The organism is Agrobacterium rosae (genome assembly GCF_002915175.1).
In the GTDB taxonomy this organism is placed as follows: Bacteria; Pseudomonadota; Alphaproteobacteria; order Rhizobiales; family Rhizobiaceae; genus Agrobacterium; species Agrobacterium rosae.
In genome coordinates, this window is record NZ_NXEJ01000002.1 from 464,917 (window position 1) to 477,142 (window position 12,226).

Here is a 12,226-nt window from a genome sequence, read left to right on the forward strand (position 1 = left end):
GATTGCTAACGTTCTATTCGCCATTGGCGTGAGCTTTTGGCGCGGTGCCACCTTCGGCTCCTAAAACATTCGCTTGACTTTCCTTGATAAAAAGACCACACCCCACCTCAAGCTTTCACCCTCGGCAGCCGCGTGAGCTGCAGCGTCAACGAAAACGATACGACGCATGAAGGAAAAGCGCATTTATGCAGGAGCCGGCGCAAGCGCCGCACTGAAGCGCAGAAAGTCATTCCAACCCACAAGTTCCCAATTCACGCGGGGTTCTTGACGCCAAGACAACCGGACAGCAAGGCTGATCCGGGTTCAAGCGTTTTGGCGCCCCGAAAGGTATACTATTGACCAGTTTTAGCGAACTCGGCCTCTCCGAAAAAATCGTGGCCGGCGTCACCCAGCTCGGTTACACCACACCTACACCCATCCAGGAAAAAGCGATCCCGCTCCTTCTGGAAGGCCGCGACATGATCGGTCTTGCACAGACCGGCACCGGCAAGACAGCCGCTTTTGGCCTGCCGCTCATCGAAATGCTGTTGAAGCTGCCTGATCGTCCTGCAAACAGAACCACCCGCACCCTTATTCTAGCACCGACACGCGAACTGGTGAACCAGATTGGCGAGAGCCTTCGTGGTTTCGTGCGCAAGACGCATCTGAAGATCAACCAAGTCGTTGGTGGCGCGTCCATCAACAAGCAGCAGCTCCAGCTGGAAAAGGGCACAGATATTCTGGTTGCCACGCCTGGCCGCCTGCTCGATCTGATCTCGCGCAACGCGATTTCGCTGTCCAAGGTGACTTTCCTTGTGCTTGACGAAGCCGACCAGATGCTGGACCTCGGCTTTATCCATGATCTGCGCAAGATTTCTAGGATGGTCCCTGCCGAGCGTCAGACATTGCTGTTTTCGGCTACCATGCCGAACTCGATCGCAGACTTGGCCGGCAGCTATCTGAAAAACCCGGTTACCGTTCAGGTTACGCCTCCCGGCAAGGCTGCCGACAAGGTTGAACAATATGTTCACTTCGTTGCAGGCAAGAACGACAAGACCGAGCTTCTCAAGAAGTCTTTGACCGAGAACCCGGATGGCCGTGCCATCGTGTTCTTGCGCACCAAGCATGGCGCTGAAAAGCTGTCCAAGTATCTGGAGCACATTGGTTTCAAGGTTGCCTCGATCCATGGCAACAAGAGCCAGGGTCAGCGCGAACGTGCGTTGAAGGGCTTCAAGGACGGCGAATTCAAGGTTCTGGTTGCGACTGACGTTGCCGCTCGCGGTATCGACATTCCAGCCGTAACGCACGTCTTCAACTACGATCTGCCTGAAGTGGCTGACGCGTACGTTCACCGTATCGGTCGTACGGCGCGTGCTGGTCTCGACGGCATTGCGATTGCTTTCTGCGCACCGGATGAAACCCGTTTGTTGCATGACATCGAAAAGCTGATGAAGATCGAAATCCCTGTTCTGTCCGGCGAACGTCCGGCAGGTCTGGTCAGCCCGTCGCGCGGCAACAACAACAACCGTGGTGCCGGTAATCGTGGCAATGCAAACGGTCCTCGTCGTCAAGGCGGAGAACGTGGCGAACGTGCCCATGGTGATCGCCCACAGCGTGGCCCCCGTGAAGGTGCTTCGCGTGACGGTGGACGTCGCAACGGCGAATTCCGTGGTCAGCGCGCTGGCGAATTCGCACCTGTGGAACGCGACAACGATCTGGAAGTAACGTCAGATTTCAAGCGTCCAAATTCCGAAGGTGCTGCTGGCAAGCCCGCAGTCAACCGCAATCATCGCGGTGGTCAGGGTCGTCCGGCACGCAAGTCCGGCTCCTTCGCACCTGCCGGTCAGGCTCGTCCTGCTGGCAACGCCGGTCGCGGTCGCAAGCGTGGCTGATTAGGCCTGAACTGAATTGAAAAACGCCCGGATATCTATCCGGGCGTTTTTCGTTTGTGCTTATGGCGCAGGCTTTACGCCGCACAGCATTTCCCGTTTGCCCGCAAAGCCGGGCCGACGCTCGACGGTAAAGCCAGCCGCACCCAGATTGCGCCGCACGAAACCGGCCGCCGCAAATGTCGCAAATGTCCCGCCGGGGGCGGTCTTCGCAAACAGTGCCGACATGATATCCTGGGACCACATGTCCGGGTTCTTGGCGGGCGCGAAGCCATCGAGATACCAGGCATCGAATGTATCCGTGCTCTGGATGATCCCCTGCATCGCATCCCCGCAAAAGACCGTCAGACGCGTCTGCTCATCCAGAGTGATGTCAACCCAGCCTTCGGGGTCTGAAGGCCATTGCGCGACAAATGCCTTGCGCTCCGCATCCAGTTGCGGCCAATGGGACAAAGCGCGGTTCAACTCACTTGCCGTCATCGGATAGAGCTCGAAGGACACGAAGTGCAGCTTCGCATTCGCGGGGCGATGGAGTTTCCATTGCCGCCATGTTTCGCATAAATTGAGCGCCGTGCCGAAGCCGAGTTCACCGATGCGGAATGTTCCCTGCGCCGTTTCCCAACGCTCCGGGAGGCCATTACCAGCCAGTGATACATGGCTGCATTCCTGCCGCCCATCCGTCTGGCAATAAAAATGGTCGCCAAAGGCCAGCGAATAGGGCATATCGCCCTCTCGCCAATCCAGCATATTTGAGCCGGCTCTTACCGGCCGAGTGTCATCGGGATGTGTCATGCTCCAAGCCGATAGTCTTCCCCGACAAATAGGTCAATCATCTTTGCCATCGAGCACCTCATTGCTGATCATCGGTGGTGGCATCATGGGGCTGTGGGCTGCGGTAAAGGCGGAGAGGCTGGGTATCGACACAGTGCTGGTTGACGCCGATACCATTGGAAGCGGTGCCAGTGGCGGTCTTCTGGGCGCTTTGATGCCGCATATGCCCGACCGCTGGTCTGACAAGAAACAATTTCAATTCGACGCCCTGCTGAGCCTGGAAACCGAGATCGCGGCACTTGAGGCCGAAACGGGTCTCTCAGCAGGCTATCGGCGATCGGGACGCATCATTCCTCTGCCGAAATCCCATTTGCGGCCAATCGCGGAACGTCATCAACAAGATGCTTTGTTAAATTGGGACCAAGGTGGTCGGAAATTCCATTGGCACGTGCTGGATGCGCCACCGGTGGATGGATGGGTGGATATTGCCGCGGGCGATGCGGGTTTTGCCCATGACACGTTTGCCGCGAGGGTTTCTCCCCGGGCTTTCATCTCTTTGCTAGAGCATTTTTTGCGCGGGGCGAAGCATGTGCGCGTATTCGAAAAGTGCGGTGTCGCGACGATGGATCGGGATGGAGTGGCAACGTTGGAAGATGGACAGCGCATCCGGTTCGGTCATGCCGTGGTTTCGGCCGGGCATCATTCCTTTCCGCTTCTGACGAACGCGTTGGGTTTGTCTTCGGGCGCAAAGCTTGGCCAGCCTGTCAAAGGCCAGGCGGCGTTGCTTCAGGCCAACGTGGATCCGTCGATGCCAGTCGTTTTTCTAAATGGGCTTTACGTCGTTCCGCATGAAGATGGAACGGTCGCCATTGGCAGCACTAGCGAAGAGGATTTCGAGGACGCTTTGACGACGGATGAGAAACTGGATGTCCTGATCGCCCAGGCACGGCAAATCGTTCCGTCGCTCGCCAGTGCCGTTGTCGTTGAACGGTGGGCTGGGTTGCGCCCCAAGGCTATCGGGCGTGACCCCATGGTCGGTCCGCACCCTGATCATCCACGCGCGGTTGCATTGACCGGTGGCTTCAAGGTTAGTTTCGGCTTGGCGCACCGGTTGGCAGATGCAGCCTTGGATGCCGTGTTGGGAAAACCTATGGATGTGCCGGCCAGTTTCACACTTGATGATCACATTCGCGTTTTCAACGCCAAGATGTGAATGTACTAGGTTTCAGTCGTTAATCTGTCACGCAAATCACCTAACAGCTTGGCTTATGCAATATAGCTGATGATATCCGTTTTTGGACGGCGAGGTGACGACGCATGCGGTACGCCATTCATTTTACGCCATCCCCCAACGATCCCCTGACCCATGCGGCTGCGGCTTGGCTGGGGCGCGATGTTTATTCCGGCCAGACAGTGGAGCCACCTGCCGTTTCAAGCCTCGGCATGCAGGAGATTTCCTATCACACGGCGTTGCCGCGTCGTTACGGTTTCCATGGCACGATCAAAGCGCCATTCCGTTTGATGGATGATATGAGCGAGGCGGCTTTGCTGCGTGGGCTGATGCATTTTGCTGGCACCCATCAGCCCTTCACGCTGCCTCCGCTTGAGATTGCGAAACTCGGAAATGTCTATGGTCTGGTCCCATCCTGGCCATCGGAAACGTTGAATTTCCTCGCTGCCAGCGTCGTGCAGGAGTTCGATCACTACCGCGCACCCCTGTCTGATGCCGATATCGAACGCGCCGATCCGGATCGTCTTTCCGCCACGCAACTCACCAACCTGCACCGTTGGGGCCACCCTTATGTCATGGATGAGTTTCGCTTTCAGATGATGCTGACCGGTGGTGTGGTTCCGGGCGATTGTGCCCGCGTGGAGCGGGCGGTACGCGGCGTGTTCGCATCTGTGCTGGAACGGCAGATCGAATTTTCAAACCTTGCGCTTTTTGTTGAAGATGAACCGGGCGCACCATTCCGCGTGCATTCGCTGCACCCCATGGGGCGCGTATCTGCCCGAAAGATTGCGTAAGCACGCCCAAGAAAATGCTCTCGACTTTCCGGTTCGCGATGATACCGTTTACGAAATTTTCGTGAAGGTGATTTGATGATTTCCGCTGACTATCCCCGCAACCTGATCGGTTACGGTCGCAATACCCCTGATCCGAAATGGCCCGGCGATGCCAGAATCGCGGTGCAATTCGTCATCAATTACGAAGAGGGTGGCGAAAGCTCCATTCTCGACAGCGACAAGGCGTCCGAGTCGCTGCTGTCGGAAATCGTTGGTGCTCAGCCATGGCCGGGGCAGCGCAATCTCAATATGGAATCGATCTACGAATATGGGTCGCGCGCCGGTTTCTGGCGGCTGTGGCGCATGTTCACCGAACTCGGCGTTACGACAACTGTCTATGGTGTCACCTCGGCCATGGCGCGCAACCCCGAAGCGGTGGCGGCGATGAAAGAAGCCGGATGGGAAATCGCCAGCCATGGCTATCGCTGGTTGGAGTACAAGGATTTTTCCGAGGAAGAAGAGCGCAAGCATGTTCTCGAGGCCGTGCGCCTGCACACGGAACTGACCGGTGAGCGCCCCTACGGCATGTATCAAGGCAAGCCTTCCGACAACACGTTGCGGCTGGTGATGGAGGAGGGCGGTTTTCTCTATTCGTCGGACTCTTACGCGGATGATTTGCCCTACTGGATAAAGGGCCTGAGAGACGATCCGTTTCTGATCATTCCCTACACACTGGATGCCAACGACATGCGGTTTGCCACGCCGCAGGGCTTCAATTCCGGTGATCAGTTCTTCACCTATCTGAAGGACACCTTTGATGTTCTGTATCAGGAAGGAACCGAAGGTGCTGCCAAGATGATGAGCATCGGCCTTCACTGCCGCCTCGTCGGTCGCCCCGGTCGTGCGGCGGCGCTTCGCCGTTTCATCGACTATGTGCTTGGCCATGAAAAGGTCTGGATACCCCAGCGCGTCGAAATCGCCCGCCACTGGCATGAACATCACAAGCCAGAGGCGCTGTGATGGTTGACCGAACAGACTTCATCAGCCGTTTCGGCGGCGTGTTCGAGCATTCCTCTTTCATTGCGGAACGCGCTTACGATGCTGGCGACGTGGCTGAACCGCTGACGGCAGGCAATGTCCATGCGGCGCTCTGCACCCAGTTTCGCGCCGCCTCACATGAGGAAAGGTTGGGCGTGCTGCGCGCTCACCCTGATCTTGCAGGCAAGCTTGCCATTACCGGAGGCCTGACCGAAGACAGCCGCAATGAGCAGGCAGGAGCAGGGCTCGACCGCCTCTCGCCTCAAGAGCATGCGCGGTTTACGCAACTCAACGCCGCCTATGTCGAGAAGAACGGCTTTCCCTTCATCATCGCCGTCAAAGGCCTGACCAAAGACGATATTCTGCGTGCCTTCGAGACCCGCATCAACAACAACGCGGAAGACGAATTCGCCACGGCAACGGCGCAGGTGGAAAAGATCGCCGGGCTGCGACTATTGGCTTTGCTGCCGGAAAGCTGATGAAACGCATGCGCCAGCAATCTGCTTTCCACATCACGGGCAGCACTCTATATTAGGCTTCAGGAGACATGCCATGAGACCGTCAGAGGTGCTGGAAAACAACAGGGAAGCGATCCGCGAAGCGACAAAGCGCTTCAACGCGGCCAACCCCCGTGTGTTCGGTTCCGTCGCGCGTGGTGAGGATCGGCCCGATAGCGATCTGGATATTCTGGTGGATGCTTTGCCGGGAGCAACGCTGCTGGATTTGGGCGGATTGTTGGAAGAATTGACGGACATCATGGTCGGCACGGAAATTCATCTACTGACGCCGGGTGATTTCCCCGAGCGGGTTCGTGTGCAAGTTCTGAAAGAAGCCAAGCCGGTATGAGTGTCAAACGCTTGCACACATACCTCGACGAAATAAAGCAGATTGCATCTGAAACGCTTGATTTCATGCAAGCCAAAACAAAAGAAGACTTCCTGATCGATATCGTGCGGCAACGTGCCGTTGGCATGAATTTACTGATGATCGGTGAAATAACGACGCGCCTCATGGAAGAGTATCCCGAGTTTGTTGCGGATTTTCCCGAGATTCCGTGGAAGAAAATACGCGGCATGCGAAACCGGATCGCTCACGGATACATGACCATCAATTTGGAAACCGTTTGGGACACAACGCAAACGGCTATTCCGGAGCTTCTGGAAAAAATATCGGGCATAGGAAACTGGCGTGCCCAAGGTGAATGAATTTTGACTGAATTTCTTGAAATCCGGCCTCTAACCCAACAGGCATTCGCGTCCTTCGGCGATGTTCTCGAGGCAGATCCTGCCAGCATGCGGATCATCAATGGTGGTAATACGGAGCGGTATCACGCGCTCGGCTCACCTGATGTAACGGGTGAGGGCGCGCGTGTCGTTTTGAACCTGTTTCGGGGCAAAGCGCGCCAGTTTCCTTATGCCGTTGATATGATGGAACGCCACCCGCTGGGCAGCCAGAGCTTTACGCCGCTGTCCGGCAAACCGTTTCTCGTGGTCGTTTCCGAGGATGAGCGGGGCAGGCCGGGGAAGCCAAAGGTCTTTCTGGCCCGCGCCGATCAGGGCGTGAATTATCACCGCAATGTCTGGCACCATCCCTTGATGGCTATCGGCTCCACCAGTGATTTTCTGGTTGTGGATCGGGATGGGTCGGGAAACAATCTGGAAGAGTTCTTTTTCAATCAGCCCTATTTCATTTCGGAGCCCACGCCATGACCGGCCTTACCACCCATGTCCTCGATGCTGCCCACGGCACGCCCGCGCAGGGGTTGAAGATCGATCTCTACCGGCTTGAGGGCGAGAACCGTGAAAAGCTGAAAACGGTGGAGACCAACAGCGATGGCCGTGTCGATGGCGGGCCGTTGTTGATCGGCGAGGATTTTCGGGCAGGGCAGTATGAGCTTGTGTTCCACGCAGGCGATTATCTGAGAACAAAAGGTCTGGTTTTGCCGGAACCTGCCTTTCTCGACATTATCCCCATTCGTTTCGGCATCGCCGATGAGAGCGGGCATTATCACGTTCCGTTGCTTCTCTCGCCCTATAGCTACTCCACTTACCGCGGAAGCTGATCCCGATGATGTTTGCTGCCATTGCCGATATCCATGGAAATTATGCGGCACTGGACGCCGTGCTTAGGGATATCGAGAGGTTGGGTATTGCTGATATCGTCAATCTCGGCGATTGTTTCAGCGGTCCGCTGGAGGCTGGTCGCACGGCAGATGTTCTAGTGGGGCGTCATATTCCGACCGTTCGCGGCAATCATGACCGCGCTTTGATCGACAGGCCGTTCGAGCTCATGGGTGATTGGGAAAAGCCAGCCCATATGCAGCTATCTTCTGACCATTTCGACTGGTTGCAGGCTCTGCCATTCGATCTGGTCTTCAGGGATGTCGCCTATTGCTGCCACGGGTCTCCCAACGATGATCTGGAATATTGGCTGGAGAAGCTGTCTCCAGAAGGTGTTCTACACCAGCGCCCCTTGGCAGAAATCGAGGCGCTTGCTGATGGCATTGGGCAACCCCTCATGCTCTGCGGCCATACGCATATTGCCCGTACGGTTCAACTGTCTGACGGTCGTTTGATCGTCAATCCCGGCAGTGTCGGTTGCCCGGGCTGGAAGGATGATGAGCCCTTCTACCATCAGGTCGAAGCCGGTCATCCGCTGGCCAGCTACGCGGTTCTGGAAGAGACGCCGCATGGCTGGCAGGTTTATTTCCGACAGGTGCGCTACGACAGTGGCGCGATGGGAGAACTCGCCCGTGTCAATGGCATGCCAAGTCTTGGCAAGGCCATCGCCACCGGTTGGCTGGGCTGATCCCGCCTATCCGTCGCTCGACATGACAACGCAGGAATAGGATTGCGCCTTCAAATCCTTGCAGGCGGAAAGGGCTGCTGCCTGGCTGTCGAAGCCGGTGAAGCGTGCGCGGTAAAGCGTGGCGGCACCGCTTCTAACCGCTTCGGTGTAAGGCGCGATGCTTGAATAGCTGGATGAGATAGACGGGCGCGCCGTCTTTAGAAGCGAGAGCGCTGCAGCTTGACTGTCCGCTGCGGCGATCTGCACTTCCCATGCGCTGCGTTCGGAATTGGTGGCGGGAACAGCCGAGGTCTTGATCATATCCGGCATGACATTGTGGGCGGAGGCGATCTGCATGGCGACCGGGTCTTTGCGCTCGGCAAACATGGGCAGAGGCACGCTGGTGGGGGCGACATCGAATGTGCGGCTGGTGCTGGCGCTGGCAATCAGTTGCTGGCTGCTGCGGCCTCTGGACGCCTTGGGCAGGGTTTTGTCCAGCAAAGCCACCATCTGGTTGTCGCGACTGCGGGAGGTCTTACCGCCCAGCACGACGCTGACGACGCTGCGGCCATTGTGATTGACGGCGCTGACGAGGTTGAAGCCGGAGGCATTGGTATAACCGGTCTTGATGCCATCCACGCCCTGGTAGCGGCTGAGAAGCCTGTTGTGGCCGCTGATCGTCTTGCCGCGAAACTTGAAGGACCGGGTGGCAAAGAGCTTGTATTCCTTAGGATAATCTCGCTGAAGGGCTAGGCCGAGCTTGGCCATGTCGCGGGCCGTGGTGACCTGCGCCTTGTTCGGCAGACCGGAAGCGTTGCGGAAGACGGTTCTGGTCATGCCCAGCTGCCGGGCCTTGCGGGTCATCATCTGCGCAAACCCTGCCTGTGAGCCACCGAGATGGTCGCCCATACCTTCAGCCATGTCGTTGGCGGACTTGACGATCATGCCATAGACAGCTTCGCGAACCGTGAAGGTGGTACCTGCTTTGACCCAGAGCTTCGAGGGGATGACCGCTGCGCCTCGCTTGGACATGGTGATGCGTTGGTTCCAGCTCAGGCGACCATCATGCAGCGCCTCAAAAACGAGATAAAGCGTCATCATTTTCGTCAGCGAGGCCGGGTAGTTTTTCGTGTCGGCATTCTGGGAATCCAGCACTTTTCCCGTGTTCGCATCCATAACGAAATGTGCATAACCCGCCTGCGCCGGAGATGCGTGCAGGGAAAGAACCGCACAGAGGAAGGCCAAAGCAAACACCCACGCTCCGGCCATACCCCGTCTGATCGTTCCCAACATGTGTCACCCCTTATCCGTCTATTCGCCGTTGCCAAAATTACTGAAACTTTCAGGCAACAAAACCACTCAAACTTTAAAGACCGCTTTCATCCTTAATTAAGTATGAAAATCGACCCCCATTGGTGGCGGGTTATTTTCTTGAAAAGAAACCAACCGTCCGGTATGTATTCTGTCATGGATATATTGAACGAACGTAAAAAACAGCCGGAGGTCGTGCGCCGGAATTTGATGGACTGCGCTGCCAGACTTGCCGCAGAGCAGGGGTTTTCGGCGGTATCTATACAGGCCATCGCATCGGCTGCCGGTGTGACGAAGGGTGGCCTGTTCCACCATTTTGCGTCCAAGCAGGCGCTGCTGGAGGCGGTGGTTGGCGATCTCTTGGTTAAGCTGGATGAGGATATCGATGCCCTGATCTCACAGGATTGTGAGGACTATGGATGCTTCACGCGGGCCTATGTGAACGCATTTTTCGCTGATCGCGGACGCGAAACCTACGCACAATGGTCAGCAATCTCGATTGCACTCATCAGCGAACCGGCGCTGCGGCAGCTATGGGAACGGTGGATCAACGGTCGCCTGACCCGCCATAAAACGACGGATGACCATCTTAACCTCGAACTCGTCAGGCTCGCTGTCGACGGTCTCTGGCTTGCGGATCTGGTGAGCGAAAAGGCGCAGGCCGGCGACGATAAAGCGGAACTTCACAAGCGACTGATCAGAGCGGCTAAAAAGGAAAATGACACATGAACAGCGTTACCCTGACCTATGCAGCGCTTGTCGCCGCCATTGTCTGTGAGGTCATTGGCACATCTTTCTTGCAGCAATCCCAACAGTTTACCCGGTGGGTGCCGACGCTTCTGATGGCCGTCTTTTACGGTGCGGCCTTTTATCTGCTGTCCATTACGCTGCGGACGATTCCTGTCGGGGTCGCCTATGCCATCTGGAGCGGACTTGGCATCGTGCTGATTTCAGCGGTGGGCTACGTGTTCTTCCGCCAGACGCTCGATCTCGCCGCGATGATCGGCCTCGGGCTGATTATCGCTGGCGTCTTGGTCGTGAACCTGTTTTCGAAGACCGTAGGGCACTAAAGGGCCGCTTGGCCCTTAACGTACCAGAATGCTGCTGTCCACATCGGTCAACAGACGCTTGCCGCACAGCGCCATGGTGATATCCATCTCCTTGCGGATGATTTCCAGCGCGGTTGTGACACCCTGCTTGCCGTCTGCGCCAAGGCCGTAAAGGAAGGGTCGGCCGATATAGGTGCCTTTGGCACCGAGCGCGATGGCTTTCAGCACGTCCTGACCCGAGCGAATACCACCATCCAAGTGGATTTCGATCTTGTCACCGACGGCATCGACAATCTTCGGCAGGATTTCGATGGAAGATAACGCGCCGTCCAGCTGGCGTCCGCCATGGTTGGAGACGATGATGGCGTCCGCACCGGTTCCGGCGGCAGCGATGGCATCTTCCTCATCCAGAATACCCTTGAGGATCAGCTTGCCGCCCCAGCGTTCCTTGATCCATTCCACGTCTTTCCATGAGAGGCGCGGATCGAACTGTTCCGCCGTCCATGAGGAAAGCGACGACAGGTCGGACACGTTCTTTGCATGGCCGACGATATTGCCGAAGCTGCGGCGTTTGGTCTGCAACATGTCGAGGCACCATTGCGGGCGCGTCGCCATCTGCCAGATGTGTTTGGGCGTGAATTTGGGTGGGGCGGAAAGCCCGTTGCGCAAATCCTTGTGCCGCTGGCCGAGAATCTGAAGGTCCAGTGTCAGCACCAGCGCCGAGCATTTTGCGGCCTTGGCGCGGTCGATTAGATTGTTGACGAAGTCGCGGTCTTTCATCACGTAAAGCTGGAACCAGAACGGTCGCGATGTGACGGAGGCAACGTCTTCGATCGAGCAAATGCTCATCGTCGATAACGTGAAGGGAACGCCGAATTCCTCTGCCGCTTTTGCCGCCAGCATCTCGCCATCCGCATGCTGCATGCCGGTAAGACCGGTGGGAGACAGTGCCACGGGCATCGATACTTTTTCGCCGATCATCTCCGTCGCCAGCGAACGATCTGTCATATCCACCAGCACCCGCTGACGAAGCTTGATCTTGGCAAAATCATCCTCGTTGGCGCGGTAGGTGCTTTCGGTCCATGCGCCACTGTCGGCGTAATCGAAGAACATCTTTGGAACCCGGCGTTGTGCCTGTTTCTTTAGGTCAGCGATGGTCAGCGCTTTGCTCATGGATGAAGCCTTCAAATTTGAATAACATCTTCACCTAACATGCGAGTGTCATTTGTGACATCTGAATTGTCAGCTTTTCAGGTCAAAATTTGCGCAAAACCGCGCTGGCATCGGCCAGAACAATGTTGTGAAGCTGGATGCTTGATTTTTGGGGAAGTGTGGCACGTGGCAAACTTTTGCCACAAAATCTCCTTTTACGTGTCATGGAAAAATAAAATAGAAATA

The 12,226-nt window shown here is 56.6% G+C and carries 15 protein-coding genes; 12 read left to right on the top strand and 3 right to left on the bottom strand.

Annotated elements, in window-relative coordinates:
* Window positions 1–335: 335 nt before the first annotated feature.
* Complete coding sequence (locus tag CPJ18_RS05000) at window positions 336–1,871, top strand: DEAD/DEAH box helicase (protein ID WP_077117820.1); 1,536 nt, start codon at window positions 336–338, stop codon at window positions 1,869–1,871.
* A 60-nt stretch (window positions 1,872–1,931) separates the two neighbouring features.
* Here the strand turns inward: CPJ18_RS05000 and mnmC2 are convergent, their stop codons facing one another.
* Window positions 1,932–2,615 (bottom strand): tRNA (5-methylaminomethyl-2-thiouridine)(34)-methyltransferase MnmC2, encoded by a 684-nt coding sequence (gene mnmC2, locus CPJ18_RS05005; protein ID WP_421425057.1) that lies wholly within the window; start codon window positions 2,613–2,615, stop codon window positions 1,932–1,934.
* 43 nt (window positions 2,616–2,658) lie between these two features.
* Between mnmC2 and CPJ18_RS05010 the strand changes: the two genes are divergently transcribed.
* The 9 genes from CPJ18_RS05010 (at window position 2,659) to CPJ18_RS05050 (ending at window position 8,489) form a co-directional block, all read left to right on the top strand.
* A complete protein-coding gene (locus CPJ18_RS05010; RefSeq protein WP_103657230.1) occupies window positions 2,659–3,852 on the top strand; it encodes an NAD(P)/FAD-dependent oxidoreductase in 1,194 nt (397 codons plus the stop codon).
* A gap of 104 nt (window positions 3,853–3,956) precedes the next feature.
* Complete coding sequence (locus CPJ18_RS05015) at window positions 3,957–4,664, top strand: DUF1045 domain-containing protein (RefSeq protein ID WP_103657231.1); 708 nt, start codon at window positions 3,957–3,959, stop codon at window positions 4,662–4,664.
* 75 nt (window positions 4,665–4,739) lie between these two features.
* Entirely contained in the window at window positions 4,740–5,663 is a 924-nt protein-coding gene (gene puuE / locus CPJ18_RS05020) for an allantoinase PuuE (RefSeq protein WP_103657232.1), read from the top strand.
* The gene (gene uraD, locus CPJ18_RS05025; RefSeq protein WP_103657233.1) at window positions 5,663–6,160 is read left to right on the top strand and encodes a 2-oxo-4-hydroxy-4-carboxy-5-ureidoimidazoline decarboxylase; all 498 of its coding nucleotides are present in this window, start codon (window positions 5,663–5,665) and stop codon (window positions 6,158–6,160) included. The genes puuE and uraD overlap by 1 nt, the downstream gene beginning before the upstream one ends.
* 73 nt (window positions 6,161–6,233) lie before the next feature.
* The gene (locus CPJ18_RS05030) at window positions 6,234–6,527 is read left to right on the top strand and encodes a nucleotidyltransferase family protein (RefSeq protein WP_103657234.1); all 294 of its coding nucleotides are present in this window, start codon (window positions 6,234–6,236) and stop codon (window positions 6,525–6,527) included.
* Window positions 6,524–6,886, top strand: a complete 363-nt coding sequence (locus CPJ18_RS05035; RefSeq protein ID WP_103657235.1) for a HepT-like ribonuclease domain-containing protein — start codon at window positions 6,524–6,526, stop codon at window positions 6,884–6,886. The genes CPJ18_RS05030 and CPJ18_RS05035 overlap by 4 nt, the downstream gene beginning before the upstream one ends.
* 3 nt (window positions 6,887–6,889) lie before the next feature.
* On the top strand, window positions 6,890–7,390 hold the full coding sequence (locus CPJ18_RS05040; RefSeq protein ID WP_103657236.1) for an ureidoglycolate lyase: 501 nt from the start codon (window positions 6,890–6,892) through the stop codon (window positions 7,388–7,390).
* Window positions 7,387–7,743, top strand: coding sequence for a hydroxyisourate hydrolase (uraH, locus tag CPJ18_RS05045; RefSeq protein ID WP_103657237.1), 357 nt, complete (start codon window positions 7,387–7,389; stop codon window positions 7,741–7,743). The genes CPJ18_RS05040 and uraH overlap by 4 nt, the downstream gene beginning before the upstream one ends.
* Window positions 7,744–7,748: 5 nt before the next feature.
* Window positions 7,749–8,489, top strand: a complete 741-nt coding sequence (locus CPJ18_RS05050) for a metallophosphoesterase family protein (RefSeq protein WP_103657238.1) — start codon at window positions 7,749–7,751, stop codon at window positions 8,487–8,489.
* Window positions 8,490–8,495: 6 nt separating this feature from the next.
* Here CPJ18_RS05050 and CPJ18_RS05055 read toward each other — a convergent pair whose 3' ends face one another.
* Window positions 8,496–9,737, bottom strand: a complete 1,242-nt coding sequence (locus CPJ18_RS05055; RefSeq protein WP_167397845.1) for a D-alanyl-D-alanine carboxypeptidase — start codon at window positions 9,735–9,737, stop codon at window positions 8,496–8,498.
* Between the two features lie 186 nt (window positions 9,738–9,923).
* Here CPJ18_RS05055 and CPJ18_RS05060 point away from each other — a divergent pair, with 186 nt between their 5' ends.
* Complete coding sequence (locus CPJ18_RS05060; RefSeq protein ID WP_103657240.1) at window positions 9,924–10,508, top strand: TetR/AcrR family transcriptional regulator; 585 nt, start codon at window positions 9,924–9,926, stop codon at window positions 10,506–10,508.
* Window positions 10,505–10,849, top strand: coding sequence for a DMT family transporter (locus tag CPJ18_RS05065; protein ID WP_103657241.1), 345 nt, complete (start codon window positions 10,505–10,507; stop codon window positions 10,847–10,849). The genes CPJ18_RS05060 and CPJ18_RS05065 overlap by 4 nt, the downstream gene beginning before the upstream one ends.
* A 15-nt stretch (window positions 10,850–10,864) precedes the next feature.
* Here CPJ18_RS05065 and CPJ18_RS05070 read toward each other — a convergent pair whose 3' ends face one another.
* A complete protein-coding gene (locus tag CPJ18_RS05070; protein WP_167397835.1) occupies window positions 10,865–12,001 on the bottom strand; it encodes an alpha-hydroxy acid oxidase in 1,137 nt (378 codons plus the stop codon).
* Between the last annotated feature and the right edge of the window lie 225 nt (window positions 12,002–12,226).

Excerpts from the sequence above, each read along its gene's own strand:
- mnmC2 (WP_421425057.1), bottom strand. The coding sequence starts at position 2,615 with ATGCTGGATTGGCGAGAGGGCGATATGCCCTATTCGCTGGCCTTTGGC.
- CPJ18_RS05010 (WP_103657230.1), top strand. The coding sequence starts at position 2,659 with ATGCTCCAAGCCGATAGTCTTCCCCGACAAATAGGTCAATCATCTTTG.
- CPJ18_RS05015 (WP_103657231.1), top strand. The coding sequence starts at position 3,957 with ATGCGGTACGCCATTCATTTTACGCCATCCCCCAACGATCCCCTGACC.
- puuE (WP_103657232.1), top strand. The coding sequence starts at position 4,740 with ATGATTTCCGCTGACTATCCCCGCAACCTGATCGGTTACGGTCGCAAT.
- uraD (WP_103657233.1), top strand. The coding sequence starts at position 5,663 with ATGGTTGACCGAACAGACTTCATCAGCCGTTTCGGCGGCGTGTTCGAG.
- CPJ18_RS05030 (WP_103657234.1), top strand. The coding sequence starts at position 6,234 with ATGAGACCGTCAGAGGTGCTGGAAAACAACAGGGAAGCGATCCGCGAA.
- CPJ18_RS05035 (WP_103657235.1), top strand. The coding sequence starts at position 6,524 with ATGAGTGTCAAACGCTTGCACACATACCTCGACGAAATAAAGCAGATT.
- uraH (WP_103657237.1), top strand. The coding sequence starts at position 7,387 with ATGACCGGCCTTACCACCCATGTCCTCGATGCTGCCCACGGCACGCCC.
- CPJ18_RS05050 (WP_103657238.1), top strand. The coding sequence starts at position 7,749 with ATGATGTTTGCTGCCATTGCCGATATCCATGGAAATTATGCGGCACTG.
- CPJ18_RS05055 (WP_167397845.1), bottom strand. The coding sequence starts at position 9,737 with ATGGCCGGAGCGTGGGTGTTTGCTTTGGCCTTCCTCTGTGCGGTTCTT.
- CPJ18_RS05060 (WP_103657240.1), top strand. The coding sequence starts at position 9,924 with ATGTATTCTGTCATGGATATATTGAACGAACGTAAAAAACAGCCGGAG.
- CPJ18_RS05065 (WP_103657241.1), top strand. The coding sequence starts at position 10,505 with ATGAACAGCGTTACCCTGACCTATGCAGCGCTTGTCGCCGCCATTGTC.
- CPJ18_RS05070 (WP_167397835.1), bottom strand. The coding sequence starts at position 12,001 with ATGAGCAAAGCGCTGACCATCGCTGACCTAAAGAAACAGGCACAACGC.